Here is a 25,794-nt window from a genome sequence, read left to right as displayed (position 1 = left end):
GGGTGCCCGTCAGGTGGTGGCGGCGAACTGCTGAACCTGCTCGGTGGTGCCGGCCACGATGAGCACACTGCCCGTCGGGATCACGGTGCTCGCCTGCGCGTAGTCGAACTCCTGGCCCGGCGTCTTGACCCCGACCACCGTCACGCCCCATCTCGTCCGTAGCCCGATGTCGGCCAGGTTGCGGCCCACCATGTCCTCCGGGGCGCGGATCTTCGCGATCGCGAAGCCGTCGTCGAACTCGATGAAGTCGAGCATCCGGCTCGTGATCAGGTGTGCCACCCGGTCACCCATCGCCGCCTCCGGGTAGATCACGTACTGGGCGCCGACCGCTGACAGGATCTTGCCGTGCTTGGTCGAGACGGCCTTCGCCCAGATCTCCTGGACCCCGATCTCGGTCAGCGCGAGCACGGTCAGCACGCTGGCCTCGATGTCGGTGCCGATCCCGACCACCGCCCGGCCGAAGTCGGGCACGCCGAGTTGGCGCAGGGCCTCGTTGTCGGTCGAGTCGGCCTGCGCCACGTGGGTGAGCTGGTCGGACCACTGCTGCACGAGCTTGGGGTCGTCGTCGATGCCGAGCACCTCGTGCCCGAGCCGAAGCAGGGAAGCCGCCACCTGCCCGCCGAAGCGGCCCAGCCCGAGGACCGCGACGCCCTCCGCGGCCGTCGGTGCCCGGCCCGCGCCCTGCGCCGGGCCCAACGGCCCCTTCGGTACGCCCTGTTCGTCATCCAACAATCGGACGGTCCTCCGGGTATCGATAGAGCCGGGTGCGGGCGTTCAGCGCGATCGCTGAGGCGACCGTGATCGTGCCGACCCGGCCGATGAACATCAGGACCACCAGCACGATCTGCCCGCTGTGCGGCAATGTCGGGGTCAGCCCGGTGGACAGCCCCACGGTAGCGAACGCCGAGGTGACCTCGAACACTGCCTTGTCGAGGCCGACCCCGTCGCTGAGCGCGATCAGCAGGAGCGCGCCGCCGGTGACCAGCGCGATGCCGAGCAGCGCGATCGTGATCGCCTGCCGCTGGGTGGTCTCGGCGATCCGGCGCCGCCCGATCACCACGTCGGGCTCACCCCGTACCTCGGCCCAGATCACGAATGCCAGCAGGAAGAACGTGGTGATCTTGATGCCGCCGGCGGTGCTGGCGCTGCCGCCCCCGATGAACATCAGTGCGATGCAGACCGCGATCGTCTCGCTGTTCATCGCGCCGAAGTCCACGCTGTTGAAGCCGCCCGCCCGGGTCGACGCGTCCTGGAAGATCGCGGCGATCAGCTTCTCGTGCGTGCCCAGCGGCCCCAGGGTGCGCGGGTTGGTCCACTCGAAGGAGAGAAAGACCAGCAGGCCGGCGACGCCGAGCACCAGCCCGCCCCAGACCGTGAGCCGGGTGTGCGTCGACCAGTTGCCCGGCCGGCCGAACCGCCGGGCGAGTTCGAAGAGCACCGGGAAACCGAGACCGCCGGCGAGCATGCCGATCGACAGCGGCAGGCAGATCCACCAGTCGCCGACGAAGCGGGCCATGCTGTCGCTGTAGAGGGCGAAACCCGCGTTGTTGAACGCCTGCACGGAGTGGAAGACGCCGTACCAGACGGCCTTGCCGAACGGGTAGTCGTAGTGGATCCACAGCCGCCCGGCGACGAAGACGGCGATGACCGACTCGCAGATCAGCATGGTCAGCGCGATCCGGCCGAGCACCTGCCGTACGTCGCCCAGGGCGAGACTGCTCTCCGCCCGTGCCAACAGCCGGCTGCGCAGCCCGAGCCGCTGCGACACCAGCAGGCTGAGCAGCGTCGCCAGGGTCATGATGCCGAAGCCGCCGAGTTGCGCCAGCACGAGGATCAGCACATGGCCGGTGTCGGACCAGTAGGTGGCCGTGTCCACGACGGTCAGACCGGTGACCGAAACCGCCGAGGTGGCCGTGAACAGCGCGGTGACGAAGCTCGGCCCACCCGGCCCCTCCCTGGTTACCGGGAGCAGCATCAGGATCGTGCCCACAGCGATCGCAAACAGGAACGCCAGCGGCACGATCCGGGCGGGGTGCTGCAGCGGCCGGCGCATCGTGGCTGTTCATATCACGCTCGGTGGTCGGTCGGTGGCGGATTCGTGGGCCTGGTCGGCAGGCAGGCCCGGCCGCGTTCCGGTCCGCGGACGGGTGAACGGCGGCGGCCGGTCCACCAGTCCCACCCGCGAGGTTCACCGGATGGACAGGTGCAGATCAATCGATGGTCGCGGCACGCCGTTTGACTCGGGCCGCGAGTGCGCCGTACCCGCGCGCACGTGATCGCACCCGACGACGAGGAGACGGCGTTGCGACGTACCCTTTCCGCCCTTGGCCTGGCCGGCGCGCTGCTGGTGGTCGGTTCCGTGGCGGTCCCGAGTGCCCCGGCCGTGGCCGACAAGGGGACCAGGGCATCCGACCGCCCGACGGTGATCGCGCACCGGGGCGCCAGCGGCTACCGGCCGGAGCACACCCTGGAGGCCTACCGGCTGGCGATCCGGCAGGGCGCCGACTTCATCGAGCCCGACCTGGTGCCGACCAGGGACGGTGAGCTGGTCGCCCGGCACGAGAACGAGATCTCCGGTACGACCGACGTTTCGACCCGCCCCGAGTTCGCCGACCGGCGGGCCACCAAGACCATCGACGGGGTGACCGTCACCGGCTGGTTCACCGAGGACTTCACGCTGGCCGAGCTGAAGACGCTGCGGGCCAAGGAGCGGCTGCCGCTGGTCCGCCCGACGAACACCGCCTTCGACGGCCAGTTCCAGGTGCCGACCCTCCAGGAGGTCATCGACCTGGCCAAGCGGGAGGGCCGCGCCCGCAACCGCACGATCAGCATCTACCCCGAGACCAAGCACCCCACCTACTTCCAGTCGATCGGGCTGGCGCTGGAGGAACCGCTGGTCAAGGTGCTCAAGCGCAACGGGATGACCAAGCGCAAGGACCCGGTGATCATCCAGTCCTTCGAGACCGCCAACCTGCGCAAGCTCGCCCGGCTGACCGACGTACGGCTGGCCCAGCTCGTCGACGCGTCCGGCCGCCCGTACGACTTCACCGTCGCCGGTGACCCCCGCACGTACGCCGATCTGGTGACCCCGGCCGGCCTGCGCTGGATCGCGGGCTACGCCGACGGCATCGGCGCGCAGAAGAACCTGGTCCTGCCGCGCGACGCCGCCGGCCGGCTGCTGCCGGCGACCAAGCTGGTCCGCGACGCGCACCGGCACGACCTGCTCGTGCACACCTGGACGTCGCGGGCGGAGAACCAGTTCCTTCCCGTCGACCTGCGCATCGGCACCGACCCGAACGCCCGCGGCGACATCTACGCCGAGTACGAGCTGCTCTTCGCGGCCGGTGTCGACGGCGTCTTCACCGACCACCCGGACACCGCGGTCGCGGCCCGCGCGGCGCTGAGCTGACCCCCGGGCCGGCGCCTGCGGCGCTGAGCTGACCCGGACGCCACCGAGCGTCATCCACGGCCGCCGTCGGGCGGGAGCGGAAACCTCCCACCCGACGGCGGTCCGCGTTATCGTGTCGTGACCTCCAGCCCGGTTCGGTGGTGCGGATCGACACAGTACGGCCGGCCGGCGTGGCCCCGGCTGCCATCGATGGCCGTTCCGGCCGATGTCGGCCGGCCCGACCTGTCCGGGGCAGATACCTCCGTGCCGTTACTTGTGGGTTTCCGCCACATAGATCGTGGGTGACGTCACTCCCTAGCGTGGGCCGACAACGAGATTTCCCTCCGAGTCTCTTCACGTGGAGTGACAATGACCGTTAGGACGACGCGGCGGGTGTTCACCGCCGCTGCCACTGTGATGGCCGCGGCCCTGGTCGTGGCGGCGTGCGGCAGCCCTCAGGAAAGCGCGACCGGTGGCGGTGACAGCGCCGCACCCGTCAAGGTCGGCCTGGTCTACTCGCAGTCCGGTGCGCTGGCCACGTACGGCAAGCAGTACATCGAGGGCTTCCGCGCCGGCCTCGCCCACGCCACCGGCGGCACCAACAAGATCGGCGACCGGCCGGTCGAGGTCACCGAGGTCGACGACGCCGGCGACCCGACCAAGGCGGTCTCGGCCGCCAAGGACCTGATCGGCAAGGGCTACAAGATCCTCGCCGGATCGACCGCCTCCGGTGTGGCGTTGCAGGTCGCGCCGCTCGCCGCGCAGAACAAGGTGCTGTTCATCTCCGGCCCGGCCGCGACCGACGGCGCCACCGCCGTCAACAAGTACACCTTCCGGTCCGGTCGGCAGTCCTATCAGGACGTGCTGACCGCCAAGTCGTTCATCGGCGACGCCGCCGGCAAGAAGGTCGTCGTCTTCGCCCAGGACAGCGCCTTCGGCAAGAGCAACGAGGAGGCCGTCAAGGCCGTCATCGGTGGTGCCGGCGCGACCGTCACCAGCGTCATGGCCCCGGCCAGCGCCACCGACTTCACCCCGTTCGCCAGCCAGCTCACCGCGGCAAAGCCCGACCTGCTCTTCGTCGCCTGGGCCGGCACCACCGCCCCCGCCATGTGGCAGACCCTGGACCAGCAGGGCGTGCTGACCTCCACCACGGTCGTCACCGGCCTGGACATCCGGGCCTCCTGGCCGACGTTCGGCGCCGCCGGCAGCAAGATCTCGTTCCTCTCCCACTTCTTCGACGGCGCCGCCGACAACGAGGCGGCCAGGGCCGCGAAGGCCGCCGTACCCGGCGGGGTTCTCGACCTCTTCCACCCCGACGGCTTCGCCGCCGCCCAGATGATCGTCCGGGCCGTCGAGGAAGGTGGCGACGACGTCGACAAGATGGTCGCCGGCCTGGAGGGCTGGACCTTCGACAGCGTCAAGGGCAAGACGACCGTACGCGCCGAGGACCACGCCCTGCTGCAGCCGATGTTCCAGGCCACGCTCTCCGGCAGCGGCACCGACTTCACCGCGCAACTGACCAAGACCCTGGCCCCCGAAGAGGCCGCGCCGCCGGCCGTGCCGATGAAGGGCTGAGAACGGTGCCCCCCTCCGTCACACCGGCGACGCGCCAGCGCGAGGAGGGCCCCGCCACCGGGGCACTCCTCGCCACCCGGCAACTGACCTGGCGGATCGGCGAGGTAGCCATCGTCGACAACGTCGAGATCGACCTGCGGCCGGGCGAGTTCCTGGGGGTCATCGGCCCCAACGGCGCGGGCAAGACCTCGCTGTTCAACCTGATCTCCGGCCTGCGTCCGCCGACCACCGGGCAGGTGCTGCTCGGCGGGCAGGACGTCACGGCGCTGCCCCCGCACCGGCGGGCCCGCAGGGGACTCGGCCGCACCTTCCAGTCCTCGTCGGTGTTCGGGTCGCTGAGCGTACGGGAGAACGTGCGGCTCGCCGTACAGGCGCAACGGGGCGGCTCGTTCAACCTGTGGCGGCGGGCGGCCCGGGACACCGCGGTCGCCGAGGCCGCCGACCGGGCGCTGGACCGGGTCGGGCTGGCCCACCGGGGCGAGGCGCTGGCCGGCACCCTCGCGCACGGCGAGAAACGCAAGCTGGAGATCGCCCTGCTGCTCGCCGGCGAACCGACCGTCATGCTGCTCGACGAGCCGATGGCCGGGGTCAGCGCGGAGGACGTACCGGAGCTGGTCGCGGTGATCCGCTCGCTGACCGGCGACAGCGGTCGGTCCGTACTCATGGTGGAACACCACATGGACGTGATCCTCGAACTCGCCGACCGGATCGCGGTGATGCACCACGGGGCGCTGCTCGCCTGCGACACCCCCGACACCGTGATGGCGAACGCGACGGTCCAGGAGGCGTACTTGGGGGAGGCACTATGAGTAGCGAACCCATCCTTTCGATCAAGGACCTGTCGGTACGGATCGCCGGGCTGCACATCCTCCAAGGGGTTTCGTTCGACGTCGCCGGCAGCGGGGTGACCGTCCTGCTCGGGCGCAACGGGGTCGGCAAGACGACCACGTTGCGGGCCGTACTCGGGCTCACCCCGCGCGGTGGCGAGGTGCGGGGCACCGTGACCATCGGCGGGCGGGACATCACCGACCAGGCCACCTACCGGGTGGTCCGGGACGGGCTCGGTTACGTGCCGGAGGACCGTGGTGTCTTCGCCGGCCTCACCGTCGCCGAGAACCTGCGACTCGCCGAACGGCGGGGCAGCGCCCCCGCGTACGGCCGGGTCTTCGAACTCTTCCCGGAGCTGGACCGGCGGGCGAAGCAGCGGGCCGGATCGCTGTCCGGCGGGCAGCAGCAGATGCTGGCCATCGGCCGGATCCTGCTCAACGACAACCGGTTGTTGCTCATCGACGAGCCGACCAAGGGGCTCGCGCCGAAGGTGGTGACGGAGGTGGCCGAGGTGTTGGAGCGGGTCGCCGTCGAGGTGCCGGTGCTGCTGGTGGAGCAGAACCTGGCCGTCGTACGGCGGCTCGCCCGGGACGCGGTCGTGCTGGACGCCGGCCGGGTCGCCTGGACCGGTGACGCCGGCCGGCTGCTGTCGGAGGCCGAGCTGACCAGGTCGCTGCTCGGCGTCGGGTCGTCGGGGGTGCACGCATGAGTACGGTGATCCTGCTGACCCTGACCGGGCTGGGGCTGTCCGCCCTCTACTTCCTGGTCGCCTCCGGCCTGTCCCTGGTTTTCGGCCTGGCCGACGTGCTCAACTTCGCGCACGGGCTGTTCCTCTCCGTGGGGGCGTACGCGACCTGGTGGGCGGCCGGCAACCTGCCGGGCGCGGGTGCCGACGGCTTCGGCTTCGTGCTCGCGGTCGCGTTCGGGGTGGCGGCCGGCGTGCTGGTCGCCATGCTCGTCGAGCTGATCATGATCCGGCCGCTCTACTCCCGCACCATCGAGCAGGTGCTGGTCACCGTCGGCCTGTCACTGGCCGGCGTGGCGCTGCTCCAGGCCACGTGGGGTGCCGACCCGCGGCCGTTCCCGCGTCCGCAGTGGACGCAGGGGGTGACCTCGGTCTTCGGTGCCAAGGTGCCCAACTCCGGGCTGTTGCTGATCGTCGCCGCCGCCGTGGTGCTGGCGGCGCTGCTCGGATTCCTCCGTTACACCCGGTACGGCCTGGTCATCCGGGCCGGGGTGGAGAACCGGGAGATGGTCACCGCGCTGGGCATCGACGTACGCAAGGCGTTCACCCTGGTCTTCGCGATCGGTGGCGCGGCGGCGGCGCTGGCCGGGGCACTCGGCGGCGTCTACTTCGGATCGGTCTCGCCCAGCCAGGGCGGGTCGCTGCTCATCTTCGCCTTCATCGTCGTGGTCATCGGCGGGATGGGTTCGGTCGTCGGCTCCGCGTACGCGGCGGTCGCCGTCGGCCTGCTCCAGCAGTTCGTCAACTACTACGGCACCTCCGGGCTCGGGGACATCTGCGTGGTCGCGCTGCTGGCGATCGTGCTGCTGCTGCGCCCGCAGGGCATCGCCGGGAAGGCGGCAACGGCGTGACGGACCTCGACACCCCCTCCAAGACGGAGCCACCGGCCACCGCCGCACCGGCCGAGCCGTCGCCGGCCCGGCGGTGGTGGACCCTGCTGCGCCCCTGGCTACCGCTCGTGGCGCTGGTCGTCTTCGTCTTCGTGCCGTACGTGACGGTCGAGATCCCGGGCGTCTTCGACGGGGCGCTGAACTCGCCCGGCACCCTGCAACTGCTCGCCCTCTGTCTGGTGTACGGCGGGCTCGCCGCCGGCTACGACCTGCTCTACGGCCGTACCGGCATGCTGTCGTTCGGCCACGCGCTCTACTTCGCCGCCGGCGTCTACGGCACCGACATCCTGATCACCAAGGCCGGGTTGCCGCTGTGGCAGGCCGCCCCGTTCGCCCTGGTCGGCGGCGCGATCCTGGCCGCTCTGATCGGCGCGATCGCGCTGCGTACGGCCGGTATCGCCTTCGCCATGGTCACGCTCGCCTTCGCGCAGGTCGGCGCGATCCTGGTGGCCCGTGACTTCGGCGGGCTCACCGGCGGTGAGGAGGGGCTGCCGCTCGACGTCTCCGGGCTGCCGGCGTTCTTCGTCGGGGTCGCCAACACCTACACCCTCTACTGGCTGGCGCTGGCTTACCTGGCGCTGGTGGTGTTCGTCGTGCACCGGGTGGCGTCGTCGCCGACCGGGCGGGTCCTCGCCGGGTTGCGCGACGACGAGCGCCGGATCGGGGTGCTCGGGCTCGATCCCTACCGGTTCAAGCTCGTCGCCTTCACCCTGTCCGGCACCCTGGCCGCGGCCGGCGGGATCGTCTACACCCTGCTGGTCAGCGGCGCGTCACCGCACATCACCTCGTCGGAGCTGACGCTGTCGCTGCTGGTCATGGTGGTGCTCGGCGGCCCGGGCACCCGGTGGGGACCGGTGATCGGCGGGATGCTCTACATGTATCTCGACCACCGGTTGACCGCGTTCGGCACCTCGTCGGCGGTCGAGGCGCTGCCCGGCTTCCTCAGCGCCCCGCTGTCGCAGCCGCTGTTCGTGCTCGGCACGGTGTTCATCCTGGCCGTCTACTTCTTCCCCGGCGGGCTGGCCAGCCGCGCCGGCCGGCTCGGCCCGCTGCGGCAGTTGGTTCCCAACCGCAAACGCTGACCCGTCGTACCGGCGTCCCGTACGGGGCGCGGTGATCACAAGTGCTGAAAAGGCTCCGGCCCGGCGGAATCCGCCGGGCCGGAGCTTTCGTGCCGTGGATCAGATCTTCACGGATCCGTTGACCTTGCTGTCCCGGATGACGGCGCCGGGCGCCTTCACCGAGCCGTTGACCTTGCTCTCCACGATCGACACCACGGTGGCGTCGGTCGCGGTGATCGAGCCGTTGAGGCTCGAGTCGAAGATGATCAGGCCGGCACCCGGAGCGACCTTGGTCGCGCCGTTGACGCTCGCACCGTCGAGGCAGGTGACGCCGGACTTGACGTCCAGGCCGCCGTTGATGCGGTTGGTGATGACCGTGGTGCAGGCCGGGTAGCTGGGCTGCGTCTGCACGTTCAGCTCTTCGAAGGCCACGACCGCCCGCGCGTTGTTCGTACGCGGGTCGTCCAGCTTGAGGACGTCGAAGCCCTTCTGGATGTCGTTCGAGTAGATGTAGCCGTTGTGGTAGTACGTCGACCAGGCCCCACCCAGGATGCGGCGGGTGTCCGAGAGCGGACCCCGGTCCCAGTAGGCGATCTCGACCGGGTTGGCCGAGTCGGTGAAGTCGATCACCGAGATGCCGCCCTGGTACCAGGCCTGGACCATGATGTCGCGGCCCATCGCCGGGATCAGCGAGCCGTTGTGGGCCACGCAGTTCTCCAGCGTGCTGTTCAGCCGCGGGATCTTGTAGTAGCTCTTGAAGACCAGTTCGCGGTCGGCGCCGGAGCCGACGATGTCGTAGATCGCGTTCGCGCCCTGGTTGGTCCGGTAGCTGCTGGTGCAGATCGCGCCGCTGCCGCCGCCGAGTTCGTCGGTGAAGACCACCTTGGTGCCGGCGTTGTTGAACGTCGCCGAGTGCCAGAACGCGAAGTTCGTGTCCCGGACCTGGCTGATGATCACCGGGTTCTCCCGGTCGGAGATGTCCATGAGGACGCCGTCACCCATGCAGGCGCCGGCGGCCAGGTCCAGCTCCGGGTAGGTGGTGATGTCGTGGCAGCCGCTGGTGGAGGTGTTGCCGGCGGTGCCCGGGAACAGGACCGGGGCGGCCACGACGGAGGCGCTGGTCGGGTTGTCCAGCGGAACCTTGATGATCGAGATCTTGTCGTGCGGCGGCTTGCAGTAGAAGGCGCCGCTCGACGGGCCGTACGACTGGACGTAGACGTAGACGTCGGTTCCGGCCTTGTCCGGCGCCAGCGTCAGGGTGTGGGAGCCGCAGTCGGTCCGGACCGACTTGATGTACTGCGGGTTCGCCTTGTCGCTGATGTCGAAGATCCGGACGCCCTCCCAGGAGGTCTGCTGGGCCGCGGATCCGCTCGCGCTGTTGCACGAGTCGTCGCTGCGCGGCGCGTCCACGGCGAGGAACAGCAGGTCGCCGAAGACCGACGGGTCGCCCTGCGATCCGGGGCAGACCACCTGGCTGACCACCTGGGGTGAGCTGGGGGTGCTCACGTCGAGGATGTTGAAGCCCTGGTAGTTGCCGGCGATGACGTAGTTGCCCTGGAAGGCCAGGTCGGTGTTGTACGCGCTCTCGGTGGCGAACCCGCCGAACTTGGGGATGTTGGCGATCAGTTCGAGGTTGGGGCTGCTGGAGATCTCGTCGACACCCGGGATGGCGTACGTGGCGGCGGCGTCGTTGACCGCCTCCTCGGTGAGGCAGTACTCGGCGAAGTTGTCGCCGGCGCCCTGGAACGAGTCGCAGGCGTCCGAGCCTTCGGCCGAGTCGGTGAACCCGCTGGCGGGTGCCGCCACGACTGCGGTGAGGACGAGGGCACCCGCGGCGGCCAGGCTGACCGCGAGCCTCCGGTACCTTCGGGGGGACGTTTCTAGCATGTGACACCCTTCGTCGGGGGTGAGTAGGGTGTCGGCACAATAACCTGGCCCCTGACCTGGGGATTGTGACGTGGGTCACACGAAGACTTCGATGTTGATCTCGGTTTCGCAACGGTGCCGTCGGTGCGCCGGTACGAATAGCCGCAGGCCGGACCAAATGGATCATCTTCGCTGCCGCTGACCCCTCCCGTAGCAGGTCAAGAGCGCGTTACGATCCCGGCCAACCTCGGGTGGACGGCGGGAGTCAGTTGTGCTGGGTGGCGTACGGATCCGGGCGTTCGTGCTGATCGAGTTGGCCGTGCTCACGGTGGTGGCCGCGGTGGCCGGGGTGGTCCTCTGGCTGCCCGACGACGGTCCGCAACCGGCGGCCCAGCCGAGCCCGCCGGCGCCGCTCGACCTGCCCGGCCTGCCGGATGCCACCGCCCCGGTGCTGATGCCCGGGCGCCCCGGTGAGCCGGCGAAGACGGCACCGGCGAACGAGGTGACGCCGCTGGCGGCACCGTCCTACAACAACGCCGACGTGCGGTTCGTCGCGATGATGATCCCGCACCACGAGCAGGCGCTCGTGATGGCGCGGCTGGTGGCCGACCGGGGCGAGAACCCGGGGCTGAAGAGCATCGCCGAGCGGATCCTGGCCGCCCAGGATCCGGAGATCAAGACACTGGAGACCTGGCTGGCCGACCGGGGCCTGGGCCGCGACGCGGGTGGCCGGCACCGGCACAGCATGTCCGGCATGCAGTCGGCGGAGGCGCTGAGCCGCCTCACCGCCGCCCGCGGCGCCGAGTTCGACCGGATGTTCGTCGACATGATGGCCGAACACCACCAGGGCGCGATCGACATGGCGGGCGAGGTGCTGGTGCTCGGCGAAGACAACATCATCAACGAGCTCGCCAGCGGTGTCGTCGTCGAGCAGAAGGCCGAGATCGGCCGGATGCGCGAGGCGCTGACCACCAGGTAGCGGCCGACGGCGCCGCGCCGCGCGCGCCCTGCGCGAAGCGGGCCGGCGCGCTGTCGGCCGGCGCTGGTAGACATGTCGGGTGGACACCGGGCGTACGGCGGTACGCGAGCAGGCCGAGGCGGTGCTGCGCCGGCTCGCCGGAGACGGGGCGCGACTGCGCGACGACCAGTGGCGGGCGATCGAGGCGCTGGTGGTCGACAAGCGCCGGGTGCTGTGCGTGCAACGCACCGGCTGGGGCAAGTCGGCGGTCTACTTCGTGGCCACCGCGCTGCTGCGCGCCGCCGACGCCGGTCCCGCCGCCGGGCCGACCGTCATCGTCTCGCCGCTGCTGGCGCTGATGCGCAACCAGGTCGAGGCGGCCGCCCGCGCCGGGATCACCGCCCGCACCATCAACTCGGCCAACCTCGACGAGTGGCAGCAGGTCACCGACGAGATCAACGCCGGTGCGGTCGACGTGCTGCTGGTCAGCCCCGAACGGCTCAACAACCCGGAGTTCCGCGACTCGGTGCTGCCCCGCCTGGCGGCGACGACCGGGCTGCTCGTGGTCGACGAGGCGCACTGCGTCTCCGACTGGGGACACGACTTCCGCCCCGACTACCGCCGGCTGCGGACCTTCCTGGCCAACCTGCCGGCCGGCACCCCGGTGCTGGCCACCACGGCGACCGCGAACACCCGGGTCACCGACGACGTGGCCGAACAACTCGGTGACGCCCTGGTGCTGCGCGGCAGCCTCGACCGGGATTCGCTGCGGCTGGCCGTACTCGACCTGCCGAGCCCGGCGCACCGGCTCGGCTGGCTGGCCGACCAGCTCGACCGGCTGCCCGGCTCGGGCATCGTCTACACCCTGACCGTCGCGGCGGCCGGCGAGACGGCGGAGTTCCTGCGGTCCCGGGGCTATCCGGTGGCGGCCTACACCGGCCAGGCCGAGGACGCCGACCGCCGCGCCGCCGAGCAGGACCTGCTCGACAACAAGATCAAGGCGCTGGTGGCCACGTCGGCGCTGGGCATGGGCTTCGACAAACCCGACCTCGGGTTCGTCGTGCACCTCGGCGCGCCACCGTCGCCGATCGCCTACTACCAGCAGGTGGGGCGGGCCGGCCGCGCCGTACGGCACGCCGAGGTGCTGCTCCTCCCGGGTGCGGAAGACCAGGCGATCTGGCGCTACTTCGCCTCGCTGGCCTTCCCACCGCAGGAGCAGGTCCGGTCGGTGCTCGCCGCGCTGGAGCGGGCCGACCGGCCGCTGTCGACGCCGGCCCTCGAACCCATCGTCGACCTGCGCCGGGCCCGCCTGGAGTTGATGCTCAAGGTCCTCGACGTCGACGGCGCGGTCCGCCGGGTGCGCGGCGGCTGGGTCGCCACCGGCGAGCCCTGGGTCTACGACACCGCCCGGCTGGAGCGGGTCGCCGCCGCCCGCACCGCCGAGCAGCAGGCGATGCGGGAGTACGCGGCCACCACCGACTGCCGGATGGCGTTCCTGCGCCGCTGCCTCGACGATCCCGGTGCCGCACCGTGCGGCCGCTGCGACCGGTGCGCCGGACCGCAGTTCGACGCCGAAGTCTCGGCGCCCGCACTCGCCGCGGCACAGACGTTCCTCGGCCGGCCCGGCGTCGAGATCCCGTCGAAGAAGCTGTGGCCGACCGGCCTGGAGGCGATCGGCGTACCGCTGCGCGGCAAACTCGGCCCCGGCGAGCAGTCGGCGCCCGGCCGGGCCGTGGGGCGACTGTCCGACCTCGGGTGGGGCACCCGGCTGCGGGCACTGGTCGGACCCGGCGCGGCGGACGGGCCGGTGCCCGACGACGTCTTCGGCGCGGTGGTGGAGGTGCTCAAGGACTGGGCGCGCGGCGACGACCGGTGGCCGCAGCGCCCGGCCGGGGTGGTCGCGGTCGGGTCGCGGCAACGCCCTCGACTAGTCGGCAGCCTCGCCGAGCGGGTCGCGTCGGTGGGCCGGCTGCCGCTGCTGGGCACGGTCGCCGCGACCGGGGCCGGCGCGTCGTCCGGTTCCGGTGCGCGCGGCAACAGCGCCCAACGGGTACGCGGGCTGCACGACGCCTTCGCCGTACCGGACGGGCTGGCGGCGGCCCTCGACGGCCTGGCCGGCCCGGTGCTGCTCGTCGACGACCTCGTCGACTCGGGCTGGACGATGGCGATGGTGGGCCGGCTGCTCCGCCAGTCCGGTGCGCCGGCGGTCCTGCCGCTGGCACTCGCCGTCGCGGGCTGACGACCATGCCGGCACCGTCTCGCCCGGCGGGCGGTGGGCGGATACGCCGGGGGGGTACCCTCGTCCCTATGACGGAAGCCGAGACCACGCCGCCGGGCGACGAGCCGGGCCAGTACTGGTACGCCGCCGACAAGCAGGCCCTGCTCGGTCGGCTGCGCCGCGTCGAGGGCCAGGTACGCGGCCTGCACCGGATGGTCGAGCAGGACACCTACTGCATCGACGTCCTCACCCAGATCTCCGCCGCGACGCGTGCCCTGCAAGCCGTCGCCGTCGGCCTGCTCGAAGGGCACATCGCCCACTGCGTGATGGACGCCGCCCAGAACGGCACCGACCCGTCCGCCAAGGTCAAAGAGGCGTCCGACGCGATCGCCCGACTCGTCCGCTCCTAGGAGGACCCGAAGATGCCCGTGACCAACACGTACACCGTCGCCGGCATGACCTGCGGGCACTGCGTGCAGGCGGTGACCGCCGAACTCACCGCGCTGCCCGGCGTATCCGACGTGCGGGTCGAACTGCCGACCGGCACGGTGTCGGTGACCAGCGACGCCCCGCTGGCGCTCGACACGGTCCGGGCCGCCGTCGACGAGGCGGGCTACGAACTCGCCGGCACCGGTGCCTAAGACCGCGCCGGCCCGGCCACCGGTGGCCAGGGCGGCCGCCCCGGACCCCGACCGGTCCACGGTCCGGCTCGCCCTCTTCGTCGGCGGGCTGGTCGTCATGCTCGTCGCCGGCTTCGGGCTGGGCCGGGTCGTCGGCCAGCCGGCCGGGGACTCCACCGGTGGCACCGGCACCCCCGGCGGCGCCAGCGACCACACCCACGCACCGGGCACCGGCGACCACACCCATCCGCCCGCCGCTGCCGGCGGCGCCCACGACCACTCGACCGGCGGCCCGGCCACCGGCCCCGACGGCGTCAGCGGCCTGTCCCTGAGCAGCGCCGGCTACACCCTGGTGCCGGCGACGACCCAACTCGGGGTCGGCTCCGCCGTCGACTTCCGGTTCACCGTGCAGGGGATCGACCGGCAGACCGTGACCACGTTCGCGATCGTGCACGACAAGCCGCTGCACATGATCGTGGTCCGCCGGGACCTGACCGGCTACCAGCACCTGCACCCGACGATGGCATCCGACGGCACGTGGAGCGTCCCGCTCGCGCTGACCGGTCCAGGCATCTGGCGGGCGTACGCCGACTTCACCGCCGTCGACACGGCCGGCACGCAGACCCCGGTGACCCTCGGCGTCGACCTGGTGGCCAATGGCGACTACGCGCCGACGCCGCTGCCGGCGCCGGCCCGCGAGGCGAGCGTCGACGGGTTCGTCGTGACGTACGAGGGCACGCCGCAGGTGGGTGTCTCGCAGCCGCTGCTCTTCCGGGTGTTCCGCGACGGCAGCCCGGTCGCCGGCCTGGAGCGCTACCTCGGCGCGTACGGGCACCTGGTGACGATCCGGGACGGCGACCTGGGCTACGTGCACGTGCATCCGGAGGCGGAACTCGCCGGTGGGGGGATCAAGTTCTGGATGACCGCGCCGAGCCCCGGCCGTTACCGGCTCTTCCTCGACTTTCAGGTGGCCGGTCAGGTGCACACCGCGGAGTTCACCCTCGTGGTGGGCTGACCATCGGCCGGCGGCCACTCACGGTGACCGGTGACGGTCGGCCCGGCCGGCGGCGAAGCGGCGGTGGCCGGCTCAGCCGGCCCGGCGGACCGGGCGCTGGGCGAGGTAGCGCAACATGTCGCGGATGAGTTTCTTCTCCTCGGCGGGCACCGCCGGATCGGCGAGCCGGCCGAGGATCACCTCGACGTCGGCTTCCAGCGGCGGCTCGACCCGGACCCGGCCGGGGGACATCTCCCGGTCGGGCAGGCCGAGCGCCCGGAAGGCGGCGGACACCGGCACGTCGAGGGCAGCGCAGAAGCCACGCACCTTGGCCAGCTCGGGATAGTCCTGCCAGTCGCCGGCGAGCCACCGGAAGACCGTGGAGCGCCCGACCCCGGTGCGGGCGGCGAGGTCGGTGACGGTCCAGCCGCGCTCGTTCTTGGCATCGTCGATCGCCCGCCGTACGAAGCGGGCGAACGCCGCCTGCGGAGAGCCCCCTGACGGGGACGGCGGGGGTGCCGGCTGAGCTCGGTCAGGTACGGCCACGCGGTGGCAAACCCCCTTCCGCTCAACCCGAAGCATGTCCAGTTGGAGGGTAGACCACAACAAGGGCTCGCGAGCCGGCCGATAGACCGATTAGTCTCATCAACGGGACGTACTAGCGTGGGTCCCACCCGTGGGACCGGCGCCCGGCGTGCCGCTTCCTTCCCGGCCGGTCCGCACACGATGGCGTCTCTCCGCCCATGTGCGGTGGCGTGGAGCACCGGCGTGATGTCCCGCTGACCGGGGGGCAGCGGGACATCACATCGGCCTGCCGAATCTGTCGGACAGCATCGCCAGTCTCACCATCCGTGATTGCGCGCATCAAATAGGATCAACCGGCCGGCGGTTCGTACGCCCGACGGCAGGTCCGCTGGCCGTGTCCACGGCGGACGAGTGATCACCCCCAGGAGCGCACGATGGCCCCGCAAGACAACCGACCGCCGCCGCCACCGCACCGCCCCGGTGCGATCAGCCTCTTCTTCGTCTGCAAGGCAGCGGTCTTCGCCGCAGGCTTCTGGACCTGGCTGGTGGTCCTGGCGTTCGATGAGGGGGCGGCATCCGGCATGCACCTGCTCGCCGCGACCGGAGCGATCACCACCACCCTCGTCTCGGTGATCCTCGGCGTACGGATGGCACTGCAGGCGAACGCGGCGGAACGGCACGCCGAACTCAAGCGCCTGCTGGTCGACATCTCGTGGAACGCCTTCGCCGCGGCCGGCAACGCCGAGAGCCCGGCCAACGTCGTGCCGTTCCCGACGATGGCCTACGAGGGGCTGACCTCGGTGCGGCCCCCCGGCGACGGCGACCGCGACCGTCGGCGCTGAGCCTCGGGTCAGGTTTCGGCGAGCAGGGCCGCCAGCTTCGGGGTGAGCTGCCACGGCCCGACCAGTGCGTCGTACTCCGCGTGTAGCTCGGGGGTCGCGGACGCCCCGGTGCGGCGGGCCCGCACCAGCAGGTTGCGCGGGGTGTGCCGGGATTCGACGAACTCGACCACCTCGACCCGGTAGCCGTTCAACCGCAGCAGCGCGGCGCGCAACGAGTCGGTGAGCACGTCGGCGAACCGCTCCCGCAGGATGCCGTGCCGGGTGAGCAGGTCGTACGGCTCCGGCGGGGGCACCTGGCGCAGTTGGGCCGCGACGTCGTGGTGGCAGCACGGCGCGGCCAGTACCCAGCGGGCCCGCCAGCGCACCGCCCGGGCCAGCGCCTCGTCGGTCGCCGTGTCGCAGGCGTGCAGGGCCAGGACCAGGTCGGGCGCCGGGTCGACGGCGGCGTCGAGGATCGTGCCGGCGACGAACTCCACCGAGTCCTCACACCCCAGCATCGCCGCGAGCGTGCTGTTGCGTTCCCGCTGGTCCTCCCGTACGTCGACGCCGACCACCCGGGCGTCGATCCCGCGGGTGGTCAGGTAGCGGTAGGCGGCGAAGGTCAGGTAGGCGTTGCCGCAGCCCAGGTCGACGACCCGCAGCGGCTGGGGCAGGTCACCCTCGGGCAGGGTCGCGGCCAGCGCGCGGAGGAAGGCGTCGACCTGCCGTCGTTTCGCCGCGCTGGCGCCGATCGTGGTGAACAGCGGATCTCCCGGCGCGAGCAGGTGCTCCTTGCGCCGGTCGTGGGCGAGGACATCCGTCGGCACCGTCGCGACCGGCCGCGCCGGGCCGCCCGGCGCCGGCCCGACCGGCGCGGTGCCGGCCTCCGGTGCCGGCCCGGTGGCTGCCGGTGCGGCGAGGGTCGATGGGATGGCCGCCGGTGTGGTGGCCGCCGGCCCGGCGGGTGCCGTCATGGGTTGGGCGGGCACCGGGCCGGCCCGGTGCACCTGGGCGTCGCCCTTCTTGGTCACCCGGACCTGCACCGTGCCGTCGGAGGTCTCCACGTGCCAGTTGCCGAACGGCTCGGTCAGCAGGGCGTCGACCGCCGCCTCGGCCTCCGCGCCCGCCGCCACGTTGCGGGTGTACGGCCGGACGCCGTCACTGGTGACGATCTGTAGACGGGGGCCGGCCTTGATCGCGATCGGGCGCAGTTCGGCGCGCACGACCGACGGGGTCTGTCCGCGCCGGCGGCCGGCGGCCACCGCCCGGGTCAGGTGCGGGGCGAGCAGGAGGGTCCGTACCTCGGCGAGCACCGCCGTCAACTCTTCGGGCATGGATCAGATCTTCCTCGACCCGCCGACCGGGAGGTCCCACAGGTCCTCGCGGGGCCGGCCGGCGGCCGCCCACTCCGTCACCGTGCGTTCCAGCGGCTCCAGCACCGGCTCGGCGGACAGCACGAACGTCCCCCAGTGCATCGGTGACATCCGCCTGGCGCCGAGGTCGAGACAGGCCCGGACCGCCTCCGGCGGGTTCATGTGCACCGGCTTCATGAACCAGTTCGGCTCGTACGCCCCGACCGGCAGCAGCGCCAGGTCGATGCCCGGATAGCGGGCCGCGATCTCGGCGAACCAGTGCCCGTAGCCGGTGTCGCCGGCGAAGTAGACCCGGGACCCGTCGCCGGCGGTCAACATCCACCCGCCCCACAGGCTGCGGTTGGTGTCGGTCAGGGTACGGCGGCTCCAGTGGTGGGCCGGCACGAAGTCGAACCGCACACCACCGATCTCGCGCGACTCCCACCAGTCGAAGTCGGTGACGTCGCCGAAGCCGCGCCGCCGGAACCAGCCGGCCAGGTTGGCGGGCACGAGGATCGGGGTGTCATTCGGCAGCCGCCGGATGGTCGGTGCGTCGAGGTGGTCGTAGTGGTTGTGGCTGATCACCACCGCGTCGACGCGGGGGAGGGCCGCCCAGTCGAGACCGGCCGGGGTGATGCGGGGCCGTACGCCGGGAATCCGGTCCGTCCAGACCGGGTCGGTCAGCACGGTCAGCCCGCCGATCTGCACCACGTAGGTCGCGTGGCCGACCCAGGTGACCTGCACCTCGTCGGCGGTCACCGGCGGCAGTGCGGTCGACCGTTCGACCGGGATGCGTGCCACGTGGTCGGGATGGGTGATCCGCGGACCGCTCTCCCGGAACATCCGCACCATGTCGCGGAACGTGGGCAGTGGCGCGGTGAGCCGGTCGTCGAAGCGGGCCGGCCGGCGTGCGGCATCGCGGGAGCTCCGCGCCCCGTCGAGGTCCTTACGGACCCGGTGCAGGCTGAACATCGGTGTCTCCTTCGCCGCCGGCGGAGCTGCGCAGCGTGCGGCGGGCCGGCGGTTCCAGCCTATCCATCCCGGTGTGCCGAGGCCCGCCGGCGGAGATGGATCAGGGGACCGGCATGGCCGGTCCCCTGATGGTCGGGTTGTGTGGATCAGGCGTCGACGGATCCGGCGCCGGCCTCGGCGGCACCGGCCGCCGAGCCGTCCCGGCCGGTCCGCCCGCCCCGGCGTCGCCGCCTGCGGGCACGCGGCTTCGCCACGTCGCCGTCGCCGGCCGGTTCGCCGGCGTGGACGCTCTCGGCCGGGCCGTTCTCGGTGGCCGTGTCGGTGCCGCCGGTCGTCTCACCGGAGACGAGCTGCCCGGCCCGGCGGCGGCGCCGCTGCCGCTGGGCGCGTGGCGCCTCCTCGGATTCCATCGGCACCTCGTTGCGCGGCGCGTCGCCGCCACCGCCACCGTCGCCGGCCCGGCGCCGGTTGCGGGTGGTGCGGCCGCGGCCGGCACTCTCGCCGCGACGGTTGGTGCGCGAGCGGCCACCGCCGAGGTCCTCCTCGACCTCGGCGGACAGCCCGGCCCGGGTCCGGTCGGCGGTCGGCAACGTGCCGGTGACCTCGGTCGGGATGTCGAGGTCGGCGTAGAGGTAGGGCGAGGTGTGGTAGGTCTCCGGCGGCTCGGGCATGTCCAGGCCCAGCGACTTGTCGATCAGTCGCCAGCGGGGCATGTCCTCCCAGTCGACGAAGGTCACCGCCACCCCGGTCGCCCCGGCGCGGCCGGTGCGGCCGATCCGGTGGGTGTAGGTGTCCGGGTCTTCCGGACAGTCGTAGTTGATTACGTGCGTGACGCCGGAGACATCCAGGCCACGGGCCGCCACGTCGGTGGCGACCAGTACGTCGATCTTGCCGGCCCGGAACGCCCGCAGGGCCCGTTCCCGGGCGCCCTGCCCGAGGTCGCCGTGCACGGCGGCGGCGGCGAACCCGCGGAAGTCGAGGTCCTCCGCGACCCGGTCGGCGGCCCGCTTCGTGCGGGTGAACACCATGGTCAGGCCACGTCCCTCGGCCTGCAGGATGCGGGCCACCACCTCGATCTTGTTCATCGGGTGGGTGCGGTAGACGACCTGCTTGGTCAGCGGCGACGGGCCGGTCTCGGCGGTGTGTCCGGCGTGGATCGTCACCGGGTGGCGCAGGAAGCGCCGGCTCAGCGCGACGATCGGGTCGGGCATCGTGGCCGAGAACAGCATCGTCTGCCGGTCCTCGGGGAGCATCGCCAGGATCTTCTCGACGTCGTCGAGGAAGCCGAGGTCGAGCATCCGGTCGGCCTCGTCGAGCACGAGCGCGCGGATCCGGTCGAGCCGCAGGTGCTTCTGCTTGGCGAGGTCCATCAGCCGCCCGGGCGTGCCGACAAGGATCTCCACGCCGCGCCGCAGCGCGTCGATCTGCGGCTCGTACGCCACCCCGCCGTAGATCGGCAGCACGCGTACGCCGCGGGTCTTGCCGGCCGCGGCCAGGTCCTTGGCGACCTGCAGGCCGAGTTCGCGGGTCGGGACGACGACCAGGGCCTGCGGGAGGCCCTCGCCGCCCTCGGTGGGCGCGAAGACCCGCTCCAGCAGCGGAATGCCGAAGCCGAGCGTCTTGCCGGTGCCGGTCGGGGCCTGGCCGATCAGGTCGGTGCCGCGCAGCCCGATCGGCAGCGCGTATTCCTGGATCGCGAAGGCGCGGGTGATGCCGACCGCCGCCAGTGCGTCGACGGTCTCCTGCCGGGCGCCGAGGTCGGCGAAGGTCGGGGCTTCCGGACGGACCGGTACCGGGACGATGGTGGCTTCCTCGACCGCTGTCGCTGTGTCTTCGTCGACCGGTGTTTGTACGTTGTTGTCACTCATCAGGTTTTAGGGGTGCCCTCTCGTGGTGCGCCCGTCTGACCTGGGGCGCGGTATGGGTCGGGGCGCGGGCCACACGGACCGACGGCTTGCGCTCGCGTCGTTCCGGGCCGCACGCGCGTCGTGGGTGAGGGGGTGATTACCTGAACGCCCACGACAACTCCCCTATGTTACCTGACTTGCTCAAACGTCGCCTCGGTTCTTTGCCGGCGGGTGTCCGGGGGCGCCTCGTCGTGACGTGGGTCACCATTTGATGCCCTGCGGCGGTGTCGCTCGGCTGTCCGGCCGTAGCCAGGTCCAGGCGGTAGCCTGCGCACGTGTCCGATCCCTCACCCGGAGCCGGCCCGTCGGTCGGCCGTACCGCCTCCGGGGCGGTCTCCGCGCCGGTCGACCCGACCCGGTTCGCCGCCGTCATCGACCTGCTCGGCCTGGTCGCGTACGGCGAACTGCTCGCCTTCGACCGGATGGCCGCCGACGCGCGGCTCGCCCCCGACCTGCCCCGGCGGGCGCTGCTCAGCGAGATGGCGGCGGTGGAGATCGTCAGCTACCGCCGGCTGGCCGACCGGCTGACCGAACTGGGCGTGGAGCCGGGCGCGGCGATGGCGCCGTACGTCGAGGCGCTCCAGGGCTACCACGACTCGACCGAGCCGAAGGACTGGCTGGAGGCGCTGGCCAAGGCGTACGTCGGCGACGCCATCGCCGACGACTTCTTCCGGGCGGTCGCCGACCTGCTCGCCGAACCGGACCGGCAACTCGTCCTCGACGTGCTGCACGACTCGCAGTACGCCGACTTCGCCGCCGGTGAGATCCGGGCCGCGATCGCCGCCGACCCCAAGCTGGCCAACCGGCTTTCGATGTGGGCCCGCCGGCTGGTGGGGGAGGCCCTGTCGCAGGCCGGCCGGGTCGCCGCCGAGCGGATCGCGCTCACCGCCCTGATCGTGGCGGAGGTCGAGGACGAGACCGGCGTGCAGGGTCTGCTCCGGCGGCTCACCGCGGCGCACACCGCCCGGATGGCGGCCGTCGAACTGAACAACTAGCCCATATCGGGACAAAACTGCCGACGCCAGACAGCATTACGGCCGGGAGACGGTCAGCGGTGCGAACAACGCACCAGACCGCTCCCGGCCGGCAGCCGGTGGATCAGCGGGCGGTGAAACCCACGACCCGGGGCGACGACTCGGCGATCTCGACGTAGGCGATCTTGTTCACCGGGACGATGATCCGCCGGCCCTTCTCGTCGGTCAGTGAAAGAGTGCCCTCGTTGGCGATGGCATCGGTCACGATCTGCTCGATTTCGGCCGGCGACTGCGCGCTGTCGACCACGAGCTCTCGCGGCGCGTACTGCACACCGATCTTGACCTCCACGGGCCCTCCTTATCCGGGCGAAAACTGCGCCGTTGCGAGGCTAGCCGATTCCGGGAGGCGATGGTCAGGCCGACTCGCCCTGGAGCGGAAAGCTGGCGATCCCGCGCCACGCGAGAGCGGTCAGCAAGGCCTCGGCCTCCGCCTTGGGCACCTGCCGTCCACTTGCGAGCCAGAACTTCGCCGCCGTCTCGGCGGTCCCGACCAGACCCGAGGCCAGCAACTCGGCCCGCGCCCGGCTCACCCCGGTGTCCGAGATGATCGTGTCGGTGATCGCCGCGATGCAGCCGCTCTCCACCTTGGCCATCCGCTCCCGCACCGCCGGGTCGTTGCGCAGGTCCGACTCGAAGACCAGCCGGAACGCCTCGCTCTCGTGGTCGACGAAGTCGAAGTAGGCCCGTACGGCGCCACTGACCCGTTCCTTGTTGTCACTGGTCGCGGCCATCGCGGCCCGGACCTGCGCGACGATCGCCTCACAGTGCGTGTCGAGCAGTGCCAGGTATAGGTCCATCTTGCCGGGGAAGTGCTGGTAGAGCACTGGTTTCGACACCCCGGCCCGTTCCGCGATGTCGTCCATCGCGGCCGCGTGGTAACCCTGGGCGACGAACACCTCCTGCGCCGCAGCCAGCAACTGCTTCCGGCGCGCCGAGCGCGGCAGCCGTGCCGGCCGGCCAGCCGTTTGTGCGCCGCTCGACGGTGCGGTCATTGAGCACCTCTCCTTCGGCTGGCGGAGCTTTCGGCCGGCGGGCGACCATGCCCGACGGGAACCGAGGGTGTACGCCACCCGACCTCCGAATTACCCAGCCGTTGCAACTTATCGCCCCTGATCCCACACGGTAGCCTCAGCGGGGGCGACGGAGGAGCGCACGGTGGACGAAGCAGGGCAACCCGGCGGCACCACGCCAGGCGATGGCGCAGACAGTGCAGGTCCGCGGGGTGATCGCGCCCGGCGGGCCGGCGGCTGGCCGGGCGCCGACGCCGGGTGGTCCGACCGGGCGGAAGTGATGTCGGACGGTGATGCCGATCACTCCCCCTGGCACCGATCGGGCGAGGCGGCGCTGCGCGGCTGGTCCGAGTCGACCGTCCGTTACGACGACCCGATCCGGCCCGTCCACGAGATCCGCCGGCCGGTCAACGGCTCCGGACCCGGCCACCACGCGGGCGACGCCGCCCCGGTCGCCGTCCGCGCGCCGGCGAGCGCCCCGCCCTACCCGTACGAGGGTGACCTCGAAGATGCCCTGCGCGAACAGCGGACGGTCATTCCCGCCGCCCGCCCCGGCCCGACGAGCCGGCGGCCCGACCCGGAGCCACCCGCCGAACCCGACCCGGCCGAGCAGGCCCGGCACGCGATCGGGGAGCCGACGCCGTCCGGCGGGCTGCCGGCGGTGCCGCGCTGGCGGTCCGACCGCGGCACGCCGGGCGAGAGCCACGACGAGACGGCGTCGCCGGACGCTCCGGCCGCGCCACCGACGAGCCGGCAGGACCGGCCCGGCGGCGACCGCCCGGGGCCGGCACCCCGCTACGGCGACCGTCCGCAGCCGGGTGACCGCGACCCGGCCGACCGCTACCCCGGCCCCACTCTGGACCGGTCTCGCGAGTCGGGCGAGCCCGACGTCGACCGGCCCGACGGGTCCGAGCCACCCACCGACCGGGACGCCCCCACCTCCGGCGGCCAGGTCGGTCCGACCGCCCCCGGCCGTCCCGAGGGATACGGCCGGCGACGCGGTCCCGCACCCCGGCTGTTCGGCGCGTCGTCGGACGAACGCCCTGACCTCGGCAGCGACGAGCGGCCGGCCTTCGGACGCCGTGCCGAGGCCGAGGCACCGGCGCACTGGGCCGACTCCCCGGCGCCGGCCGGCCGCTGGACCGGTGAGCCGGCGGCGGCCACCCGCTGGCCGGGCGAGCCCGCGGAGGACGGCCGTCGCTCCGGCGACCCCGCCCCGACCAGGCACGACAGCTCCCGCACCGACCCGCAGGACAGCGACCCGGGCGCCCGGGAGACATACCCGACGGGCCGGCGGGCCGACCCGGCCGGCCCCAGCCCGTGGCGGACCGACTCGCGGCGGACTGAGCCCGATGCGACCGCCGCTCGGCGGACCGAACCTGGCATGACCGCCTCCCGGCGGACTGAATCCGGTACGCCCACCTTCCGGCGGACAGAGCCCGATGCGACCGCCGGTCGGCGGGGCGGCGGCGACGACCCGGGCGACGACCGGCGGACCCGGGCCGACTGGGCGCCGACCTGGCCGGAAACCTGGCGTCCCGGGGCATCCCGCGACGACGACGCCAACCGCCCTGACAGCCCCCGCCGGGGCACGGGACCGGACGGCACGCCGGCCGGCATCCCCGACGACCAGGCGGCCACCGAGCGGCCCGGGGTTCCCCGCCCCTGGTCGGCCGGCTGGCCCGGTCGGGCCACCCGGCCGAGCTACGACCCGCCGTCCGACGGGCCGGCCACGCGGGCCGGCTACGAACCGCCGGCCCGGGACACCGCCGGCCCGGGCGCCCCCGGCCCGGGCGCCCCCGGCAATCGGGACGACCGGTTCCCGGCGCCAGGGCGGCCCACCCAGGCGGGCCAACCGGTGAGCGGGTCCACCCCGGCTCCCGGCCCGCCGAGCCGCGCGATCAACCCGCCCACCGCCGTGCTGCCGCAGCGCGTGCCCGCCGAACCCGACGTGCCCACCGTGCCGGAGCAGCAAGCCGTGGAGCCGCCCCCCGCCGAAACACCGGAGTTGGCGCGTATCGCCACGCATCTGCGCCGCGGGGACGGGCCGCCCACGACACACGAGCCCCCCGAGGAATTCGACGTTGCGGCGATCGTCGCCGCCGTGAGCGAGGTCGCCGGCGTACGTGACGCCTCGCTGCGCACCACCCCGGCCGGCGCGCACAGCCTGCGCCTGGACCTGCACGACGGCGCCGACCCGGCCGAGGTCAGCCGGCTCGTCGCCCGGCTGCTCCAGGACCGGATGGGGCTGGCCGCCGCTCCGCCGAGCCCGCCCCAGCCGGCACCGGCCGAGCCGCCCCCGGTGCCACCGGCCAGCGAGATCGGCCCCGACGTGCCGCGTCGGCGCCGGCAACCGGCGACGGCGCCCCACCGGGGCCGGGCACAGGTCGAGGAGCCGGCCCGCGCCCCCCGGTTCCCCGAGCCGGGCGTCGCCGCCGGTGTCATCGGCACGGTCGGCGGCTACCCGGTGGCCGCGAGCAGCCGGGGCACCGTCGAGCCGACGACCGCCGGTGTCTCGTACCAGGGTGGTCAGATCACCACCACCGAGTCCGCGCCGTCCCGGCCGCTCAACCCCGGTGTCAACCCCGGCCCGCGGGTGGTCATCGACCACGTCCAGGTCAGCACGTTCGGGCTCGACGCCACGGTCGAGGTCCGGCTCGCCGCCGGACCGAAACAGGCCGCCGGAGTCGCCACCGGACCGGCCGTCGACGGCTACGTGTTGCGGCTGTGCGCCGTATCGGCCGCCCTGGCGATCGACGAACTGTTGCTCACCTCGCAGCAGGTGAGCGGCCGGGGGCGGTGCTTCGTCGAGCACGCCGCAGTGGTTCCGTTCGGCAGCAGCGAGGTCGCCGTCGTCGTGGTGCTGCTGGTCTGCGGCGGCTGGGTCGAGCAACTCGCCGGCTCGGCACTGGTCTCCGGCGACCCGCGCCAGGCCGTCGTACGGGCCACCCTGGCCGCGGTCAACCGCCGCCTGGAGGCGCTGCTCTCCGACGGACAGTGAGCCGGCCGGTTCCCCGGCGACGCACACTG

At 72.5% G+C, this 25,794-nt stretch carries 22 protein-coding genes and 1 pseudogene; 14 read left to right on the top strand and 9 right to left on the bottom strand.

Translation table 11 applies throughout. The features are described from left to right. Positions 1-9: 9 nt before the first annotated feature. Both AB0I42_RS11935 and AB0I42_RS11930 read right to left on the bottom strand, forming a co-directional pair. The gene (locus tag AB0I42_RS11935; RefSeq protein WP_357536799.1) at positions 10-696 is read right to left on the bottom strand and encodes a TrkA family potassium uptake protein; all 687 of its coding nucleotides are present in this window, start codon (positions 694-696) and stop codon (positions 10-12) included. Positions 697-721: 25 nt separating this feature from the next. Further along, on the bottom strand, positions 722-2,053 hold the full coding sequence (locus AB0I42_RS11930; protein ID WP_357536568.1) for a potassium transporter TrkG: 1,332 nt from the start codon (positions 2,051-2,053) through the stop codon (positions 722-724). 219 nt (positions 2,054-2,272) lie between these two features. Here AB0I42_RS11930 and AB0I42_RS11925 point away from each other — a divergent pair, with 219 nt between their 5' ends. From AB0I42_RS11925 to AB0I42_RS11900, 6 genes are all read left to right on the top strand, one after another. After that, positions 2,273-3,409, top strand: coding sequence for a glycerophosphodiester phosphodiesterase (locus AB0I42_RS11925; RefSeq protein WP_357536566.1), 1,137 nt, complete (start codon positions 2,273-2,275; stop codon positions 3,407-3,409). Positions 3,410-3,757: 348 nt separating this feature from the next. Beyond that, positions 3,758-4,963 carry a substrate-binding domain-containing protein gene (locus AB0I42_RS11920; protein ID WP_357536564.1) on the top strand — a complete coding sequence of 402 codons (1,206 nt, stop codon included), beginning with the start codon at positions 3,758-3,760 and terminating at the stop codon, positions 4,961-4,963. Positions 4,964-4,968: 5 nt separating this feature from the next. Further along, complete coding sequence (locus AB0I42_RS11915) at positions 4,969-5,772, top strand: ABC transporter ATP-binding protein (protein ID WP_357536562.1); 804 nt, start codon at positions 4,969-4,971, stop codon at positions 5,770-5,772. Next, on the top strand, positions 5,769-6,500 hold the full coding sequence (locus tag AB0I42_RS11910) for an ABC transporter ATP-binding protein (RefSeq protein ID WP_357536560.1): 732 nt from the start codon (positions 5,769-5,771) through the stop codon (positions 6,498-6,500). Before AB0I42_RS11915 ends, AB0I42_RS11910 begins: the two co-directional genes overlap by 4 nt. Then, positions 6,497-7,387 carry a branched-chain amino acid ABC transporter permease gene (locus AB0I42_RS11905; protein WP_357536558.1) on the top strand — a complete coding sequence of 297 codons (891 nt, stop codon included), beginning with the start codon at positions 6,497-6,499 and terminating at the stop codon, positions 7,385-7,387. Before AB0I42_RS11910 ends, AB0I42_RS11905 begins: the two co-directional genes overlap by 4 nt. Positions 7,388-7,473: 86 nt before the next feature. Beyond that, the gene (locus AB0I42_RS11900) at positions 7,474-8,508 is read left to right on the top strand and encodes a branched-chain amino acid ABC transporter permease (RefSeq protein WP_357536797.1); all 1,035 of its coding nucleotides are present in this window, start codon (positions 7,474-7,476) and stop codon (positions 8,506-8,508) included. 378 nt (positions 8,509-8,886) lie between these two features. Here AB0I42_RS11900 and AB0I42_RS11895 read toward each other — a convergent pair. Then, positions 8,887-10,179: pseudogene (locus AB0I42_RS11895) on the bottom strand (hypothetical protein); the annotation flags it as partial. A gap of 445 nt (positions 10,180-10,624) precedes the next feature. Between AB0I42_RS11895 and AB0I42_RS11890 the strand changes: the two are divergent. From AB0I42_RS11890 to AB0I42_RS11870, 5 genes are all read left to right on the top strand, one after another. Continuing rightward, complete coding sequence (locus tag AB0I42_RS11890) at positions 10,625-11,332, top strand: DUF305 domain-containing protein (protein WP_357536556.1); 708 nt, start codon at positions 10,625-10,627, stop codon at positions 11,330-11,332. A 79-nt stretch (positions 11,333-11,411) separates the two neighbouring features. Further along, positions 11,412-13,550, top strand: coding sequence for a DEAD/DEAH box helicase (locus AB0I42_RS11885; protein ID WP_357536554.1), 2,139 nt, complete (start codon positions 11,412-11,414; stop codon positions 13,548-13,550). A 68-nt stretch (positions 13,551-13,618) separates the two neighbouring features. Beyond that, positions 13,619-13,939, top strand: a complete 321-nt coding sequence (locus AB0I42_RS11880) for a metal-sensitive transcriptional regulator (protein ID WP_357536552.1) — start codon at positions 13,619-13,621, stop codon at positions 13,937-13,939. Between the two features lie 12 nt (positions 13,940-13,951). Further along, positions 13,952-14,170 (top strand): cation transporter, encoded by a 219-nt coding sequence (locus AB0I42_RS11875; protein ID WP_357536550.1) that lies wholly within the window; start codon positions 13,952-13,954, stop codon positions 14,168-14,170. Beyond that, a complete protein-coding gene (locus AB0I42_RS11870) occupies positions 14,163-15,164 on the top strand; it encodes a hypothetical protein (RefSeq protein ID WP_357536548.1) in 1,002 nt (333 codons plus the stop codon). Before AB0I42_RS11875 ends, AB0I42_RS11870 begins: the two co-directional genes overlap by 8 nt. 72 nt (positions 15,165-15,236) lie before the next feature. Here AB0I42_RS11870 and AB0I42_RS11865 read toward each other — a convergent pair whose 3' ends face one another. Then, entirely contained in the window at positions 15,237-15,689 is a 453-nt protein-coding gene (locus AB0I42_RS11865; RefSeq protein WP_357536546.1) for a helix-turn-helix domain-containing protein, read from the bottom strand. Positions 15,690-16,102: 413 nt separating this feature from the next. On the opposite strand from AB0I42_RS11865, the gene AB0I42_RS11860 reads away from it, so the two are divergent. Then, complete coding sequence (locus AB0I42_RS11860; protein WP_357536544.1) at positions 16,103-16,510, top strand: hypothetical protein; 408 nt, start codon at positions 16,103-16,105, stop codon at positions 16,508-16,510. A gap of 8 nt (positions 16,511-16,518) precedes the next feature. On the opposite strand, the gene AB0I42_RS11855 is transcribed toward AB0I42_RS11860, so the two are convergent. From AB0I42_RS11855 to AB0I42_RS11845, 3 genes are all read right to left on the bottom strand, one after another. Continuing rightward, positions 16,519-17,823, bottom strand: a complete 1,305-nt coding sequence (locus AB0I42_RS11855; RefSeq protein ID WP_357536542.1) for an SAM-dependent methyltransferase — start codon at positions 17,821-17,823, stop codon at positions 16,519-16,521. A 3-nt stretch (positions 17,824-17,826) separates the two neighbouring features. Then, positions 17,827-18,813, bottom strand: a complete 987-nt coding sequence (locus AB0I42_RS11850) for an MBL fold metallo-hydrolase (RefSeq protein ID WP_357536540.1) — start codon at positions 18,811-18,813, stop codon at positions 17,827-17,829. A 146-nt stretch (positions 18,814-18,959) separates the two neighbouring features. Then, positions 18,960-20,681, bottom strand: a complete 1,722-nt coding sequence (locus AB0I42_RS11845) for a DEAD/DEAH box helicase (protein ID WP_357536538.1) — start codon at positions 20,679-20,681, stop codon at positions 18,960-18,962. Between the two features lie 314 nt (positions 20,682-20,995). Between AB0I42_RS11845 and AB0I42_RS11840 the strand changes: the two genes are divergently transcribed. Next, a complete protein-coding gene (locus AB0I42_RS11840; protein ID WP_357536536.1) occupies positions 20,996-21,715 on the top strand; it encodes a ferritin-like fold-containing protein in 720 nt (239 codons plus the stop codon). Positions 21,716-21,818: 103 nt separating this feature from the next. On the opposite strand, the gene AB0I42_RS11835 is transcribed toward AB0I42_RS11840, so the two are convergent. Together AB0I42_RS11835 and AB0I42_RS11830 are read right to left on the bottom strand one after the other, a co-directional pair. Further along, on the bottom strand, positions 21,819-22,043 hold the full coding sequence (locus tag AB0I42_RS11835) for a DUF3107 domain-containing protein (protein WP_357536534.1): 225 nt from the start codon (positions 22,041-22,043) through the stop codon (positions 21,819-21,821). A gap of 64 nt (positions 22,044-22,107) precedes the next feature. Further along, complete coding sequence (locus AB0I42_RS11830; RefSeq protein ID WP_357536532.1) at positions 22,108-22,746, bottom strand: TetR/AcrR family transcriptional regulator; 639 nt, start codon at positions 22,744-22,746, stop codon at positions 22,108-22,110. A 298-nt stretch (positions 22,747-23,044) separates the two neighbouring features. Between AB0I42_RS11830 and AB0I42_RS11825 the strand changes: the two genes are divergently transcribed. Next, positions 23,045-25,765, top strand: a complete 2,721-nt coding sequence (locus tag AB0I42_RS11825) for a hypothetical protein (RefSeq protein WP_357536530.1) — start codon at positions 23,045-23,047, stop codon at positions 25,763-25,765. Positions 25,766-25,794: the final 29 nt, after the last annotated feature.

Origin of the sequence: Polymorphospora sp. NPDC050346 (assembly GCF_040655695.1) — a bacterium.
Taxonomy (GTDB): domain Bacteria; phylum Actinomycetota; class Actinomycetes; order Mycobacteriales; family Micromonosporaceae; genus Polymorphospora; species Polymorphospora lycopeni.
The sequence above is the reverse complement of the archived record's forward strand: the minus strand, read 5'-3'. Positions and strand labels throughout refer to the sequence as shown.